This is a genomic window from Pseudomonas sp. KB_12, from assembly GCF_052114545.1.
Classification (GTDB): Bacteria; Pseudomonadota; Gammaproteobacteria; order Pseudomonadales; family Pseudomonadaceae; genus Aquipseudomonas; species Aquipseudomonas brassicacearum.
On the sequence record NZ_JBFREY010000031.1, the window covers coordinates 57,057 to 73,689 of the forward strand.

The following is a 16,633-nucleotide window of genomic DNA, read 5'->3' on the forward strand; positions in this document are numbered from 1 at the left end:
GGGCGCTCCTCAGGCCAGGTCGCGCAGGGCAGCATCAAGCGTCGGGTAACGGAACGTATAGCCCGCCTCGACGAGACGACTTGGCAGCACACGTTGGCCGTCGAAAAACAACTGGGCCATTTCGCCTGCCAGGGCACGCACCGGCGCGGCGGGAATGTGGAACCACACCGGGCGCTTGAGCACCTTGCCAACGCTTTCAGCGAACAGTGCCTGACTGACCGTTTCTGGCGCCACCAGGTTGTAGGTGCCGCTCAGGCTTTCGTCATCGAAGGCCCGGGCGATCACTTGGATCACGTCGTCGCGATGCACCCAACTCATGATTTGCCGACCGTCACCCATCCGCCCGCCAAACCCCAGGCGAAATGGAATCAGCAACGGCAACAAAGCACCGCCCGGGCCAAACACCACACCCAGGCGCATCACCACCTGCCGCACACCCAATTCAGTGGCAGGCCGGGCTGAGGCTTCCCAACGCACACAGAGTTCAGCCATGAAGCCATCGCCCTGGGTGGCGCTTTCATCGAGGCTTTCGCTGGCGTCACGCACGCCGTAAAAACCGACGGCCGAGGCCTGTATCCACAACGCCGGTTTGTGCCGGGCGTTTTTCAACCAGGTCATCAAGGCTTCGGTGGTATTGACCCGGCTGGCGATGAGTTGCGCCTGGCGCGCGGGGCTCCAGCGCGGACCGGCGACCGGCGCGCCCGCCAGGTTGATCACCACATCGAAGGTTTCGTCATGACCCAGCTTGCCCAGCGAGCGCAGGCAACGGGCGCGGCCATCAAACAGATAGGCCGCTTTCAATGGATCGCGAGCCAGCACGCTGACTGTGTGCCCGGCGTCGAGCAATTGATTGACCAGCGTCTCGCCGATAAACCCGGTGCCGCCGGTCACCAGCACGCGCTTGTAGGCACCACCGGCAAACGGGTTGGCCGGCTTGCCCGCGCGCTGCATGCGCAAGGCCGCCAAGCCGTCGCGAATCCCCGAGGCCGTAACCCCGATGGCGAACAAGGTCAGCAGCCAACCGCGCCAGCCGAGGTCGATCGCGCTCAGGCCGGTGGGCAAACTCGCCCACTGCGCCAGTTGCACGCCGTACAGCGCGAAGAAGGCCCCGCCGTTGACCGCCAGCACCGTGTGCATGATGCGTTCGATGGCGGGCAGCTTGCGGCTACGGTCCTCGACCACGAAGTCCCAGAGCGTCAGGCCGATCTCCAGTGCGAACAGCAGCGCGATGACGATCGCCCACGTCCCCTCGAAGGCCAAGTGCGCCATGCCCAGGAACAGGATCCCGTAGAAGCACGAGCGCAGGGCATGGATAGAGAGCTCCAGCCGGGCACTGTGGCGATAGGGCAAGGCGACAGTGAGTTCGTGGTGATACAGGGTATCCAGCGCACCGAGGATCGCTTGGGCAATCAGCAGGGTGATGGCCCAGTCCAGCAGTGAAAAGTCAGGCATGGTTTGAATCACTCGACGCGTTGTCAGTCAGGGAGGTGCGGCGGTCGTGGCGATAGAGCCAGAACAGCGGCGGCAATAAAACGAGCAGTGCCAGGCTGTCGAACCACAGGTGCGACCAGACTTGGGCCTGGGCGGAAATCAGCATGTCCTGGGGTGCCCAGAGCAGGATGCCGGCGATCAGCCAACCCCAAGGCATGGCGCTCTTCAGTCGATTGCCGATGTGGACGAGGGCGAGCATGTACAGCGCGTAGCTTTGCAATGTGGCGCCGAACAAGGCCAGCCACCAGACTTGCTGCGCGCGGGCCGTAGCGGGAACGGCAGTGGCGCCCCAGAAAGCCTGTTCGATGGTGTTCAGATAGCCGTCGAGCAAGCCCGAATGGCCGGCCCAGGTCAGCGTGACGCCGGCGAGCAGGTGCATCAGGGCGGCGGCATATAACCAAACGATCAGGGCTTTGCGAAGGGTGCGGTGAGGGGTTGGCATTCCGTGTCCTGAAGGCTTGCTTGAGGGCGGCCAGTCTAAAGGAAATGGGAGGGGCTTTACTTGGCTAATGGGCCGGGCAGCGATAAATAAAATCGGCCTCGAACGGGGCCTGCTTCGCAGGCCAGCGGGAGCAAGCTCCCTCCCACAGGGGTTTTGTGTCGAACCCTATATCGAGACCACCCCCGTCCCACTGTGGGAGCGAGCCTGCTCGCGATGGCGTCAGCCCAGACAACCCAAAACCCGTGGCCAGAGATTGCTCCCGCTGGCCTGTGTGTAGGAGCTGTCGAGTGCAACGAGGCTGCGATCTTTCACCAGACACTTGAATCTCAAACGAAAGATCAAAAGATCGCAGCCTTCGGCAGCTCCTACAGGGCATCGGCCGAGTGGGAGCAATCTCTGGCCACGGGTCGATGTTGGCAACATTTATCCCTCCGGGAGCCTGTAAGGAGGATGCGCAGACTGGGAAAACTAACAGCTCTGATAGTTCTCCAACCGACGCCAAGGGAGTAGAACTATGGCCCACAGCTCCCAATCTCATGCTTGCCGGTGTTTCGTATGACTCAGACCAAAACGAACGACCCAGCAAACCCTAGCCAACAACGTACTGTGTTGCTGGCGGTGGACCTTAAAAACTCGGTACTCGCTGAGATCGACGCGGGCAATACCAATCGCATCGCGTACTCGCCGTACGGTCACCAGTCGGCGCAGCAGGAAGTCGCCTCCCAATTGGGCTTCAACGGCGAACGGTGGGAAACGACGCCCGGATGGTATTTCCTGGGTAATGGCTACCGCGTCTACAACCCACGCCTGATGCGCTTTCATAGCCCGGACAATATGAGTCCGTTTGATAAGGGTGGGTTGAATGCATATATGTATTGCGGCGGGGAACCGATAATGAGGTCAGATCCAACAGGGCATGCATTTGGGATTCTTGCTTTTTTTAAGAGCCGAATGATTCGTTCCACCATTGCGACAGCACCAATAAACAATAGCCCGATCTCTGTAGCCTCATCTGTAGCGAATTCCGCTAGTACCAAAGCTGCGGCTTTGACTCGCCCAACCTCTATAGCCATCGACACCGCCACAACCAACGCGACATCAGCAATTAATACCCTAAATAAAAACATGGGAACAATATTGAGTAACGCTAAAGCACGTATTGCGACCACTACTGATACGTTCAGAAATTTCGGAGCTAATTTACAGTCAACGCTAAATACCAACTACAATCCTTTGACGATTGCAAACCAAGCACCTGTACCATCTGTGTCGTTCAACATTATAAAAGCGCGTGTTGACCAACTCATGATAGATATCAGAGGAAGGATGACTCTTTATGTGAATCCTCCAGCTATAGTTGTGAGGCCACCGACCCCACCACCGCCTCCACGTCCTCCCAGAGCGAGTGGATAGCGCGTAGCGGCTCTCTTACCATAGAAGCCTGGGTGATCCACGCTCTTGATCAAAAACCATCAAGGGCTTCGCAAGAGTTCCAACGTCTCGTAAGGCCCCTGCGACCAGCGCAAGACCCGCTCACGCAACAGCGCCGAAGCCTCCCGGCGCTTGTCCTCGCTTTCACCAACAAACGCCCCACCCGGCGCGGGATGAAATCTTCCTGGCTGTCGAACGGCAATCCATCGTCCAGGACACTCGCCCCGATCATCCCCGGCATCCTGTGTATGCCGGGACGCCGCAGGTGAGAGACGGGATTTCCAAGGGGTCGCGGTACACGAACAACCAGGGTGTATCGGAAAGTACTCACGCAGCAGCGACAGTTCACCGATGCTCCAGGCGTCGAGCTTGACCACCAGGCGTTGCTCCAAGCCTCGACGGCGCCGCCCATAGGCTGACATCAAGCCATTGAGCGTCATACAGCGCTCGGCCGGCAGCAAATCACTGCGCAGCAGCGCATCCAGGGGTGGCAGTTCCGAGATGACGATATGGTCGTCCAACTGGGCGAGCATCTGGCTGATCAAGGCCGAGCCGCAGCGGGGGGCATGGAAAATCAACGCGCGGGGCTCAAGTCCCGGGCTTTGTCGTTGTCACTGACCGAGCGCGTCCAACGGAGTCTGGCGGCGGAACGCCTGGTTAAAGGGCAGGCGCATTGCATCTTCCACCGCATCGCCAAAGAACGGCCGTGACCGTTATTACCTGACGGATCGGCGGAGTCTACGACAGCGGTGAGGTGCGTCAAGGGAGGAACCGTGAGAGGTATGAAATATGCTAGTCATACACGCACTGTGGCGAGGGGATTTATCCCCGTTGGGCTGCGCAGCAGCCCTAAAGCCAGTCACCTCGGTGTGTCAGGTTGTTGGTCTTCAGCCCATTTGGGGGCTGCTGCGCAGCCCAGCGGGGATAAATCCCCTCGCCACAGGTTCCGTGTGCTGCTTACTTACAGCAGCGTCCTAGGAGATTTCCTTCAAGTTGCGGCGATGTTGGTGAACTTGTCCGGCTTGGGGCTCACCGCTAGTCTGGGTTTGTCATTGAAAAAACGGTGACACGGACGTGCAAGTCCGGGTAAAAGACGACGCACATTGCTATCCGCCTTGATCGAGAGGCGCTTTATGGCAGTTGTGCGTGGGAGATTTTTCCGCAAGGAGGAGTCTGCCGGGGTTCCGTCTGCCCGGTCTTGCACACCTACGTACAACTGCCACCTCATTTGCGTGCAAGCGAATGGTGTCGGTTCCACTTCTACAGATGGAGCTTCACGACATGTTCAAAGTAACTCCAAATCCGCCAGGAAGCCCTGGCAACACCGCCGACAAATCCTCGAAAGCCAAAAAACTCGACGAAGCCGCCGAGCGCGTCCTCGACTACTACCTCAATCCCAAACCCACCGATGAAGCCTCGGGCAAAACCCAAACCGCCCAACTCTTCATGGTCGCCCCTGGTATCGACACCGAAACCCTGTTGGCCAATGCCTCCGAAGACCTGCTGTCCATCAGCGCCATCGCCGCCGACCTGGCCGATGATGTCGACGGTTCGCGCCGCAGCGTCATCCTGGCAATCAGCCGGATGGCTGATGGGGTGCATTTGTTGGTGGAAAGGGCAATGGATCGGCTGGAGGTTCAAGCAGCTGGCTGACAGGCCTGTGGTGAATTGAGGATTGCCATCGCGAGCAAGCTCGCTCCCACACTGGATCTGTGTCGAACAGAAATATCGAGATCAACGCCGATCAACTGTGGGAGCGAGCTTGCTCGCGATGACGTCAGCCCAGACAACCCATAACCCGTGGCCAGAGATTGCTCCCGCTGGCCTGCGTGTAGGAGCTGTCGAGTGCAACGAGGCTGCGATCTTTCCCCAGACACTTGAGTCCCAAGCGAAAGATCAAAAGATCGCAGCCTTCGGCAGCTCCTACAGGGCGCAGCCGAGCGGGAGCAAGCGCCCTCGCCACAAAGGTGTACTACCGAATCACCGCTGCATCCCCCAGCGCTTCACCGTCACCCGCTCCAGACTGTCGAACACCAGATTCTCCACCAGCAACCCGATCAGAATCACCACCGCCAACCCGGCAAAGACCTTGTCGGTGTACAGCTCGTTGCGGTTCTGGAAAATGTACCAGCCCAGGCCGCCCTTGCCGCTGGTGGCGCCGAACACCAGTTCGGCGGCGATCAGCGTGCGCCAGGCGAAGGCCCAGCCGATTTTCAGCCCGGCGAGGATCGACGGCAGCGCCGCCGGGATCAGGATGAACAGCACAAAACGCAGGCCCTTGAGCCCGTAGTTGCGCCCGGCCATGCGCAGCGTTTCCGACACGCCGAGAAACCCCGCATACATGTTCAACGCCAGAGCCCACAGCACCGAATGCACCAGCACGAAAATCAGGCTGTTCTGCCCCAGGCCGAACCACAGCAGCGCCAACGGCAACAGGGCGATGGCCGGCAACGGGTTGAACATCGACGTCAGGGTGCTGAGCAAGTCACGACCGAACTGGGTCGATACGGCCAGCGTGGTCAAGCCAAACGCCAGGACGATGCCCAGCAAATAGCCCTTGAGCAGCACCACCAGGGAAATCCACACTTTGCCCAGCAGCTCGCCGCTGAGCAAACCGTCGTACAACGCACTGGCGGTTTGCAGGAAACTCGGCAGCAGCAGGTCGTTGTTCTGGTAACGCGCCACGCCCTCCCACACCAGCGCCAGCAGCAACAGGATCAGGCTTTTGCGCAGCCAACCCTGTTGCCAGAGGCGCTGGCCCAAGGGCAACTCGCGCTCCAATGGCACGTGGGTCAGGGGTTGCAGATCGACTTCGTATTCTTCGCGCGCAGGCGATAACTGGCTCATAGACTCTCTCTTTTTCAGAACCTGGCACCGCCCCGTAGGAGCTGCCGAGCGAAGCGAGGCTGCGATCTTGTCCCTGTTGCTTGAGTCTCAAGCGAAGGATCAAAAGATCGCAGCCTCGTTGCACTCGACAGCTCCTACAGGGTCAGTAGGCGATACGGATGTCGGCGAAATCCAGCTCACGCTCGGTGTCCGGCGACTGGTTTTCATCGAACAGCAACCGATGAATCCGCCGCGCAGTGTGCTGGAAGCCCACGCCGCCGAGGCTGTGCAGATCGTATTGGTGGCTGTGGATTTCCGCCCGTACCCTTCCTGGGTGCGGTGACAGCAGCAGGATGCGATTGCCCACCACCAGTGCTTCTTCGATGGAGTGGGTGACGAACAGCAGGGTGAAACGCACCTCTTCCCAGAGCAGCAGCAATTCTTCCTGCATCTTGCGTCGGGTCAGGGCATCGAGGGCGGCGAAGGGCTCGTCCATCAGCAGGATCTTCGGCTGCATCGCCAACGCCCGGGCAATGGCGACGCGGGCCTTCATCCCACCAGACAAGGTGTGTGGGTAGGCATCGGCAAACGCCGCCAGGCCGACTTTGTCGAGGTAATGCAACGCCCGCTCTTCGGCCTCGCGGCGCTTGAGCGTGCCGGATGCCAGCAGCGCGAACATCACATTCTGCTTCACGGTTTTCCAGGGCGGCAGTTGATCGAACTCCTGGAATACCACGATCCGGTCCGGACCCGGCGCGCTGACAGTCTGGCCTTGCAGGCGAATCTCGCCTTCGCACGGCGTGATGAAGCCGCCAATGGCCTTGAGCAAGGTCGACTTGCCGCAGCCCGATGGGCCAAGCAGTACAAAACGGTCCGCCGGATCGACTTCGAAACTGACCTGGTGGGTGGCCCGCACCACTCGCTGCGGAGTGCGGTATTCCAGGCTGACGTTATCCACCGACAACAACGCGGTCCCGGTGGAAGTGGGGTTGCTGGCCGCGTGGCCTTGCAAAAGCGCATTCATGACAATCAGCTCCCCTGCAGCGGTTTGGCGTCCTGGAAGAAATAATCTTCCCACGACGCCGGTTTGTTCTTGATCGCGCCGACGCGGTAGAGAAATTCGGCCAGCGGGTAGGTGTTTTTCGGGCTGACGGTGAATTCGATCTGCGGGTTGTCGATGATCTTCAGCAACGTCGCCCGGTCGATCTTGGCCTTGGTCACCCGCAGGTAGGTGTCCGCCGCCGCGCCTTTGTCCTTCTGGGCGAATTCGGCCGCTTCGGTCAGCGCCTCCACGAATGCCTTGTAGGTCTTCGGGTTTTCATCGCGGAATTTCTCGGTGGCGAACAACACCGTGGGCGAATTCGGCCCGAGCACGTCATAGGAGTTGAGCACCACGTGGACGTTGGGGTTTTGCAGGGCCTGGTCCTGGAACGGTGGGTTGGAAAAATGCCCGGTCAACTCGGTGCCACCGGCAATCAACGCGGCTGTGGCGTCCGGATGCGGAACCGCCAGGGTGTACTTGTCGAGGCGATTGAAGTCCTTGTCGCCCCACTGTTTCGCGGCGGCGTATTGCAGGAAACGCGACTGCACCGAAACGCCCACCGCCGGCACCGCGATGCGGTCCTGCTCGGTGAAGTCGGCGATGGTCTTGACGTTCGGGTTGTTGCTCAACAGGTAATAGGGAAAGTTGCCCAGGGAAGCCACGGCCTTGACGTTCTGCTTGCCACGGGTGCGGTCCCAGACCGTCAACAACGGCCCGACACCGGCCCCGGCAATGTCGATGGAGCCCGACAGCAACGCATCGTTGACCGCCGCGCCGCCCGACAGTTGGGTCCAGTCGACCTTGATCTCGATGCCTTCCTGCTTGCCGTACTTCTCGATCAATTGTTGATCGCGAACCACGTTCAACAGCAGGTAAACGATGCCGAACTGCTCGGCGATGCGAATCTCGCCCTCGGCGTGGGCACTGGCCGGCGCGACCAGGCTGCCGGCCAGCAAACTGAACCCCAGGCCGATGGCGGCGGCCAGCGGTGCAAAAGCAATGCGTTTGGACATGGTGATTCTCCGGGCTCTTTGCGCGAGGCGCAGCCGATCAGAAAGGGGCGTCGCCCTGGATGGTGGTGCGATACAGCTTGCGGCGCAGATGGCTCGGGCAACCGGCGGCCAAGTGGATCAGCGAGCGGTTGTCCCAGAACACCAGGTCATGGGACTGCCATTGATGGCGATAGATGTTCTGCGGCAGCACGCTGTGGGCATACAGCTCGGCCAGCAGCGCTGTGCTTTCGTCCTCCGGCAGACCGACGATGCGGGTGGTGAACCCTTCGCTGACGAACAACGCCTTGCGCCCGGTTTCCGGGTGGGTGCGCACGATCGGATGCACTACTTCGGCGACCTGGGCCAGTTGCTCCGGCGTAAGCGTCGGGCGCCAGTTGCCTTCGAATTTGGTTTCGCTGTAGCGCGCCGTATAGGAATGCGCCGCCGAACGGCCTTCCACGGCTTTACGCAGCGCTTCGGGCAAACCGTCCCAGGCTTTGTGCATGTCGGCGAACAGCGTGTCGCCGCCTTCGCTCGGCAGCTCCTGGGCGTGGAGCATCGAGCCGAGGCTGGGCAGTTCTTTATAGGAGAGGTCCGAATGCCAGAATTTGCCGGCATCACCGAGGCCGATGGATTGGCCGTTTTCGATGATGTTGGAGACGATGAGGATTTCCGGATGCCCAGCTAACAGGAACTGCTTGAGCACATGGATCTGCAGCACGCCAAAACGGCGGCTGAAGGCGATCTGTTGTTCAGGGGTGATGCGTTGGTCGCGGAACACCACGACGTGATAGTCCAGGTGTGCGCGGTGGATGCGGGCGAAATCCTGGTCGCTGATCGGTCGGGACAGGTCCAGCCCGACGATTTCGGCGCCTACGGCATCGCGGAACGGGCGGATGTCGAACGACTGCGGGGCAATGTTCGCGATAGATGAATCTGGAGAATAAGAGACGGCTGGCATACATCACTCCCACGCACAGCGCGCTTGAACAGGCGCGCAATCGATCAAAACTCACGGCGTTACCGTGTTGGTTTGTGTCGTGCGGCGCGCCGATTGGTCGGCAGGTACGCAGGGGGATGACTTTAAAGGTATAAGAAAGTTAATTTAAATATTATAAATGCATAACTATATGGCAGAACCTGTGGGAGCGAGCTTGCTCGCGATGGCGGTGGGCCAGACTTTTATTTAACACCGACACACCGTCATCGCGAGCAAGCTCGCTCCCACAAGGGTTTTGGGAACGCCACGGTCCTGTGGCCAGAGATTGCTCCCGCTGGGGCGCGCAGCGGCCCCAAAAAAGCGATGAGCGCTTCGCACTCAAGCGGGAGCAAGCTCCCTCGCCACAAAAGCGTCCCAGCAATCACACCATAAATTGATCAACGGTAAATACTGTGGGAGCGAGCTTGCTCGCGATAGCGTCAGGTCAGACACGTTATCTGTCGCTGACACACCGTCATCGCAAGCAAGCTCGCTCCCACAAGGGAGGAGTCCGGTCTGAAGGGCTAGCGCTCGTGCAGCGCCTCGGACCGGGCCTTGATGATTGGCTTGAGCAGGTAGCTGAGCACGGTTTTCTTGCCGGTGATGATGTCCACCGACGCCACCATGCCCGGAATGATCAGCAGGGGTTTGTCATCGGTGCCCAGGTGGCTGCGTTCGGTGCGCAGCTTGATGATGTAGTAGGTGGTTTTCTTGTCTTCATCGGTGATGGTGTCGGCGCCGATCTGTTCCAGCTTGGCTTTCATCCCGCCGTAGATGGTGTAGTCGTACGCGGTGAATTTCACCGTGGCGTCCTGGCCGGGGTGCAGGAAGGCGATGTCCTGGGGACGGATTTTCGCTTCCACAAGGATGGTGTCGTCCAGCGGCACGATTTCCACCAGGTCGCTGCCGGGCTGGATCACGCCGCCGATGGTGTTCACCAGCAACTTGTTGACGATGCCGCGCACGGGCGACGTCACCAGGGTCCGGCTCACCCGGTCTTCCAGGGCTTTGCCGGTGGCCTGGGCCTTGTTCAGGTCGGTGCGAGCTTCGTTGAGCTGGGTCAGGGCTTCGCTGCGGAACTTGCCGCGGGTCTCATCGATCTTGCGCTGCACTTCCTTGATCGCCGATTCGGCACGCGGGATCGCCAGCGTCGTGGCGTCCAGTTGCCCACGGGTCTCGACCTCGGCGCGCTTGAGCCGCAGCACTTCCACCGGCGATACCGCGCCCTGGGCCACCAGCGGCTCGGACATGTTGATTTCCTGGCGTTGCAGCGCCAGGCCGGAGCGGTACTGCGCCTGCTTGGACACGAATTCGCGCAGTTCCTGCTGGCGCTGGATCAACTGCTCCTGCAAGCCGCCGATTTCATCGTGCAACTGCTGGCGGCGGCTGATGTACAGCGACTCCTCGCTGGCAGCCTGGCCCGGCACCGCCTTGAGCACATCGGCCGGGAAGTTCAGCGGCCGGTCATCGACCTCGGCACTCAAACGCTCGACCCGCAACAGCATGGACTGGCGGTCAGCCTCGGTTTCGCCGACATTGGAGACAAACCGGGTGTCGTCCAGGCGAATCAACGGCGCGCCGGCGTCGACGATCTGCCCTTCCTTGACGAACAGCTCAGCGACGATGCCGCCTTCCAGGTTCTGGATTTTCTGGATCTTGGACGAGGGAATCGCCTTGCCGTCGCCCTTGGTCACTTCGTCGATCACGGCGAAGTTGGCCCACAACATCAGGAACACAAAGAAGCCGATGATGCCCCAGATCGTCAGCCGCACCACCCGGGGAGCGTCCTCGATCAGCGCCTTGTTGACTTCGGGCAGCGGTTGGCCGTGCAGCGAGTCGGAACCTTTGAAATAGCGACCCACCGCGCCCTTTAAACCGGATTTAAGCAACACTGATCTGCCCCTTCTTCAACGCTTCCATGACAGCGGCTTTCGGGCCGTCGGCGAGGATCTGTCCACGGTCGATCACCAACAGGCGGTCCACCAGCGACAGCAAGGATGCCCGGTGCGTCACCAGCAACACGGTCTTGTTTTCCACCACGGCAGCCAAGCGCTGTTTCAAGCGTTCTTCACCGGTGTTGTCCATGGCGCTGGTGGGTTCGTCCAGTAACAGGATGGGCGGGTTGAGCAGCAGCGCGCGGGCCAGGGCAACGTTCTGGCGCTGACCACCGGACAGGTTCTGTCCGCGCTCACCGACTTGCAGTTCATAGCCTTGCGGATGCAGGCGGGCAAACTCATGCACGCCTGCCAGTTCAGCGGCCTGGAGCACCAGTTCATCTTCGACGTAACGGGCGCCGGAGGTCAGGTTGTCGCGCAGGGTACCGGCCAGCAGCTGGATGTCCTGGGGCACGTAGCCAATGTTGTAGCGCAGCTCGCTGACGTCGATCTGGCGGATGTCCACGCCGTCCACCAGCAAGGCGCCGTCATCGGGTTGGTAAAGCCCCACCAGCAACTTGGCCAGGGAACTCTTGCCCGAGCCGCTGCGGCCGATGATGCCGATTTTCTCGCCCGGCTTGATCACCAGGTTGATGTTCTTCAGCGCGGGGTTCTGCTGGTTCGGATAAGTGAAGTTCAACTGACGGCATTCAATGGCGCCCTGCAGGACCTTGCGGCTCAGCGGGCGCTCGTCGAAATTGCGCTCTTGGGGCAGCTCCATCATCTGGTCGACGGACGTCATGGTCACCCGCGCCTGTTGGTAGCGGGTCAGCAGGCCCGACAGCGAAGCCAAAGGGCTGAGGGCGCGGCCGCTGAGCATGTAGCAGGCGACCAGCCCACCCATGCTCAGGTTGCCGGCGATGATCAGGTAAACGCCGAAGACGATCATGACCACGCCGGCCAGTTGCTGGATCAGCAAAGTGATGTTCATCGCCAGGCCGGACAGCATTTTCACCCGCAGCTCGAGGCGGCTGAGGGTGCCGATGGTCTGTTCCCACTGGTACTGGCGTTCGCTCTCGGCGTTGTTGACCTTCACCGCATCCAGGCCGGCCAGGGTTTCGATCAGGCTGGATTGGCGCTCGGCGCCCAGGGCCATGGTGCGCTCCATGGTTGCCACCAAAGGCTTCTGCAAGGCGTAGCCGATCAGCAGGGCAATCGGGAACGCCAGCACCGGAATCCACACCAGGTGCCCGCCGATAATCGCGATGACCATGAAGATCAGCAGGGTGAACGGCAGGTCGATCAGGCTGGTGAGGGTCAGCGACGCGAGGAAGTCCCGCAGGCTCTGGAACTCATGGATGTTCTGGGCAAAGCTGCCGACCCGCGCCGGGCGGTACTTCATGGACATGCCGACGATGCGTTCGAACAGCGTCGCCGAGATGATCAGGTCGGTTTTCTTGCCGGCCAGGTCCAGGCACAGGCTGCGCAGCATCTTGAGGATCAGGTCGAAGACATAGGCGCCGGTGATACCAACGGCCAATACCCACAGGGTCGATTCGGCCTGGTTCGGCACCACGCGGTCGTAGACGTTCATCACGAACAGTGGCGCGGCCATGGCAATGATGTTGATCAGCAGGCTCGCGGCAATGGCATCGGCATACAGCCAGCGGGACCGTTTGAGGGTGTCGCGAAACCACGAACGCGCCCGAGGGATCAGCGTGCCGTGGTTAACGTCAAATTTATGCTGCGGCTGGGCGAAGAACACCTTGCCGCTGTAGTCATCGGCCAGCAGTTCGCGGCTGATGGTCACCTCACCGCCGTCGCTTTCGCTGAGCAGCAACCGCGCCTGGTCGTCACCGACCCAGCCCAGCAGCACGGCACTGCGGCCGTCCTTGAGCAACAACAGCGCTGGCATGGCGATGGTCGGGATCTGCTCGAGCTTGCGTTGCAGCACCCGACCTTGCAGACCGGCACGGGCCGCCGCGCGCGACAATAATTCGACGCTCAGCCGCTGCTTGGGCAGCGGCAGGCCGGTGGTGAGCATCGCCGCGCTGGCCGGCTTCTGATGCAGCATGCAGAGCGCCAGCAAGCCGTCCAACAGCGGGTCGTCGTGCAGCGTGCGCGGGTCATGAACTAGTTCGACTGGACGGACTTCTGATTCCACGCTCGGCACTCTGACTGATTAAAACGGGTGGTAGGACTCAATTCATCCCAGGCAACTGAACCTTGGGCTTCATGTCGTTCTGCACAACCGATGCCAACGGTGCGACCACACCCTGGCTTTTCAACAGCTGGCCCATGGTTGCCTTGATCCGGTACTGGGTGAACAGCTGCACATTCTTGATTTCCGCCAGGCGACGGGAAGCGCTGAACAGCTCGTTTTCGCTGTCGAGCAAGTCGAGCAGGGTCCGCTCGCCGAGGCTGAACTGCTTCTGGTAGGCGGTGCGCACGTTGGCGCTGCGATCCACGTATTGCTGGGCGACCGGCACCTGGGCGTTGGCGTTGTTCAAAGCGTTCCAGGCCAGGCCCAGCTCTTCGTTCAACTGGCGCAGCGCGTTGTTGCGAATGTCCAGGGCCTGGTTGGACAGGTACGACTTGGATTCCAGGTCCGCCTTGTTGCTGCCGCCGGCATACAGGTTGAAACGCATGCGCAGCATGGCTTGCCATTCATTGTTGTGACCGTTCTGGCCGTCCAGGTCGTTGTCGGCAGTGCGGCCCAGTTCGGCGTCGAAACGTGGGTAAAAGCTCGATTTGGCGGCTTCGTACTGTTGCTCGGTCGCGGCGATGTCGGCTTCGGCCGAACGCAGCACCGGGCTGTTTTCCAGCATCTGGGCGCGGGCTTCGGTCAGGTTGGCCGGCAGCAGCGCCAGAAAATCGGCTGGACGCTCCAGTTGATCAGGCAGTTGGCCGACGGCGCTGAGGTAATTGGTCTCGGCATCGGCCAGGTTGGTTTGTTCGGTGATCAGGTTGTTGCGGGCCTGGGCCATGCGCGCTTCGGCCTGGTCCAGGTCGGCGCCGCTGCCCACGCCGCGGGAAGTGCGCAGCTTGATCTGGTCGAAGATGCGCTCGTGGCTCTTGAGGTTTTCCTCGGCCAGGCGCACGAACTCGCGACGGGTCAGCACGTCCAGGTAGACCTGGGCCACCGTCAGACCGGTGCGCTCGGATGTGTCCAGCAACGAATAGGCACGGGCATTGACGGTGGCTTGTTGACGCCCAACTTCGCTGGACGTCGCAAAACCGTCAAAAACCATTTGCGACAGGCGCAGGCTCGACTCGCTGCGGTTCAGGGTTTCCCAATGATTGGTCCCGCCCGACCGGGTGGTGACGCTGTCGGTGCCTTCACGGCCGTATCCGGCTGCCAGGTCCACTCTAGGCAGGTAGCCGCCCTTGGCCGCCTTGAGTTGGTAATCCGCCGCGAGGCGACTGTTCACGCCGGCCTGGATTTCAGGATGGACATCCAGCGCCTGTTGCATGGCCTGCGGCAAGGTTTGTGCTTGTACGAAACTGGCGGCGAGGGCAAAGGGTAAAGCCTTGAACAGGTGCAGACGCATGGTGGATTTCTTCCTGAAACACTTGTCTTGGATCACAGCGAAACGTGGCGCTGCATCGGATGATGGCAACCGGAATGACCGTATGTCGGAAAGTTCAAAACAGGAGCTGGAACACGCACCGAAAGAACAGGTCGCCGCTTAAATATCAATGTGACATTACGCCAATGATTGTTTAGGATGGCCGGCTTAAGGTCAATAGTTTGGCACAAACAAAATGTTTGAAAAATCACAGTCAAAATATTGACACGCAAAAGCGTCAAATAACCTTACTTTGTGAAACATGAACGTCCAGACCGCTGCTGCCTACACGCTGCCGGGTCCATGGAAGTCTACTGAGCGTGGCACCCGGAGAGTCTTCAATGAGCAGTGTTATTGCCGTTGTCAAAAGCATTGTTGGTCAGGTTTTCGTCGTATCCCCAGAGGGCATCCGGCGCGTACTCATTGAAGGTGATCGCCTGTACACGGGCGATCAGTTGGACACTGGCCCTTCTGGCGCCGTCACATTGGATCTGGCCGATGGCCGCACCTTGGACCTGGGCCGCGATACCCAGTGGAGCGCCAATGCCCCGGACTCGTCCACCGATCTTGAACAGGCCACAGCCCAGGCCGCGCCGTCAGTAGAAGAGCTGCAACAAGCCATCGCCGCGGGCGTCGACCCGACGACCGCCCTGGAAGCCACCGCCGCCGGCGCAACTGCCGCAGGTACGGGTGGTGCCGCCGGTGGCGGCCACAGCTTTGTGGTGCTGGATGCCACCGCTGGTAGCGTCGACCCTACTGTCGGTTTCCCAACGGAAGGCCTTGCTGCGGCTGCCGCCACCGGTAACAACACCCTGGGTGGCGATACCACGGCCAATACGACCGCCAACGCCGTGCTCAATGCGACGATGACCCTGAGCGCCACGCCGACCCTGACCGAGGCCGGCGGCGTGTTGGTCTACACCGCGACCGTGACCCAGGCTCCGCAGACCAACCTGACCGTGACCTTGTCCAACGGCGCGGTGATCGTGATCCCGGCGGGTCAACTGACCGGCAGCGTCAACGTTCCACTCGCGCCGAATGACACGGTCTACAACGACCCAAGCCAGATCAGTGTGACCGTCACTGGCACCACCGGTGGCACTGGCATTGCCGTGACCGTGCCCACCACGCCGGCCGTGACCCAGATCACCGACACCATCGACACCACCACCGTCACCCTGACGGCGGGCAACACCGTGACCGAAGGCGGCCAGATCACCTACACCGCCACCCTGACCAACCCGGCTCAAACTCCGGTGACCGTGACCTTGAGCAATGGCTCGGTCATCACCATCGCTGCAGGCCAGACTACCGGGACCGTCAACGTCGAGACGCCGGCTAATGACGTCTACAACAACGGCAGCACCGTCAGCACTACGATTACCGGCGCAACCGGCGGTAACTTCGAAAACCTGGTCCCAAGCACTGCGCCTGCGGTCACCACGATTACCGATTCGGTGGACACCACTGGCTTGACACTGAGCGCCAGCGAATCCATCACCGAAGGCGGTTCGATTGTTTACACCGCGACGCTGACCAACCCGGCCCAGACTCCGGTGACAGTGACCTTGAGCAATGGCTCGGTCATCACCATCGCTGCAGGCCAGACTACCGGGACCGTCAACGTCGAGACGCCGGCTAATGACGTCTACAACAACGGCAGCACGGTCAGCACTACGATTACCGGCGCAACCGGTGGCAACTTCGAAAACCTGGTGCCGAGCACTGCGCCTGCGGTCACCACGATTACYGATTCGGCGGATACCACTGGCCTGACACTGACGGCCAGCGAATCCATCACCGAAGGCGGTTCGATTGTTTACACCGCAACGCTGACCAACCCGGCCCAGACGCCGGTGACCGTGACCTTGAGCAATGGCTCGGTCATCACCATCGCTGCAGGCCAGACTACCGGGACCGTCAACGTCGAGACGCCGGCTAATGACGTCTACAACAACGGCAGCACCGTCAGCACTACGATTACCGG

13 protein-coding genes and 1 pseudogene are annotated in these 16,633 nt (G+C 60.7%); 4 read left to right on the plus strand and 10 right to left on the minus strand.

Features of this window, described 5'->3' with window-relative positions; translation table 11 throughout:
- Window positions 1-9: 9 nt before the first annotated feature.
- Both AB4Z20_RS22165 and AB4Z20_RS22170 read right to left on the minus strand, forming a co-directional pair.
- Entirely contained in the window at window positions 10-1,452 is a 1,443-nt protein-coding gene (locus AB4Z20_RS22165) for a TIGR01777 family oxidoreductase (protein ID WP_013692020.1), read from the minus strand.
- Complete coding sequence (locus tag AB4Z20_RS22170; RefSeq protein ID WP_253470826.1) at window positions 1,445-1,933, minus strand: cell division protein; 489 nt, start codon at window positions 1,931-1,933, stop codon at window positions 1,445-1,447. Before AB4Z20_RS22170 ends, AB4Z20_RS22165 begins: the two co-directional genes overlap by 8 nt.
- 555 nt (window positions 1,934-2,488) lie before the next feature.
- Between AB4Z20_RS22170 and AB4Z20_RS22175 the strand changes: the two genes are divergently transcribed.
- Entirely contained in the window at window positions 2,489-3,346 is an 858-nt protein-coding gene (locus AB4Z20_RS22175; protein WP_442090601.1) for an RHS repeat-associated core domain-containing protein, read from the plus strand.
- Window positions 3,347-3,405: 59 nt separating this feature from the next.
- Here the strand turns inward: AB4Z20_RS22175 and AB4Z20_RS22180 are convergent.
- Window positions 3,406-4,071, minus strand: a pseudogene (locus tag AB4Z20_RS22180) (sulfotransferase family protein); the annotation flags it as partial.
- 574 nt (window positions 4,072-4,645) lie between these two features.
- On the opposite strand from AB4Z20_RS22180, the gene AB4Z20_RS22185 reads away from it, so the two are divergent.
- Entirely contained in the window at window positions 4,646-5,017 is a 372-nt protein-coding gene (locus AB4Z20_RS22185; RefSeq protein WP_253470824.1) for a DUF6124 family protein, read from the plus strand.
- 327 nt (window positions 5,018-5,344) lie between these two features.
- On the opposite strand, the gene AB4Z20_RS22190 is transcribed toward AB4Z20_RS22185, so the two are convergent.
- The 7 genes from AB4Z20_RS22190 to AB4Z20_RS22220 all read right to left on the minus strand — a co-directional run bounded on the left by AB4Z20_RS22190 (window position 5,345) and on the right by AB4Z20_RS22220 (window position 14,628).
- Entirely contained in the window at window positions 5,345-6,211 is an 867-nt protein-coding gene (locus tag AB4Z20_RS22190) for an ABC transporter permease (protein ID WP_320389736.1), read from the minus strand.
- 142 nt (window positions 6,212-6,353) lie between these two features.
- On the minus strand, window positions 6,354-7,214 hold the full coding sequence (locus AB4Z20_RS22195; RefSeq protein WP_320389735.1) for an ABC transporter ATP-binding protein: 861 nt from the start codon (window positions 7,212-7,214) through the stop codon (window positions 6,354-6,356).
- Between the two features lie 5 nt (window positions 7,215-7,219).
- Entirely contained in the window at window positions 7,220-8,245 is a 1,026-nt protein-coding gene (locus tag AB4Z20_RS22200; protein WP_442090602.1) for an ABC transporter substrate-binding protein, read from the minus strand.
- A 37-nt stretch (window positions 8,246-8,282) separates the two neighbouring features.
- Window positions 8,283-9,185 carry a TauD/TfdA dioxygenase family protein gene (locus AB4Z20_RS22205; protein ID WP_258690154.1) on the minus strand — a complete coding sequence of 301 codons (903 nt, stop codon included), beginning with the start codon at window positions 9,183-9,185 and terminating at the stop codon, window positions 8,283-8,285.
- A gap of 542 nt (window positions 9,186-9,727) precedes the next feature.
- Window positions 9,728-11,095: an HlyD family type I secretion periplasmic adaptor subunit gene (locus AB4Z20_RS22210; RefSeq protein WP_320389732.1), complete on the minus strand. Its 1,368-nt coding sequence runs from the start codon at window positions 11,093-11,095 to the stop codon at window positions 9,728-9,730.
- Complete coding sequence (locus tag AB4Z20_RS22215) at window positions 11,085-13,241, minus strand: type I secretion system permease/ATPase (protein WP_253470815.1); 2,157 nt, start codon at window positions 13,239-13,241, stop codon at window positions 11,085-11,087. Before AB4Z20_RS22215 ends, AB4Z20_RS22210 begins: the two co-directional genes overlap by 11 nt.
- 37 nt (window positions 13,242-13,278) lie before the next feature.
- On the minus strand, window positions 13,279-14,628 hold the full coding sequence (locus tag AB4Z20_RS22220) for a TolC family outer membrane protein (RefSeq protein WP_214511046.1): 1,350 nt from the start codon (window positions 14,626-14,628) through the stop codon (window positions 13,279-13,281).
- Between AB4Z20_RS22220 and AB4Z20_RS22225 the strand changes: the two genes are divergently transcribed.
- Entirely contained in the window at window positions 14,627-14,770 is a 144-nt protein-coding gene (locus AB4Z20_RS22225) for a hypothetical protein (protein WP_158265820.1), read from the plus strand. The two genes, AB4Z20_RS22220 and AB4Z20_RS22225, sit on opposite strands and share 2 nt — an antisense overlap.
- Before the next feature lie 217 nt (window positions 14,771-14,987).
- The coding region (locus AB4Z20_RS22230) for a retention module-containing protein (protein ID WP_442090603.1) at window positions 14,988-16,633 on the plus strand (1,646 nt) is incomplete at its 3' end.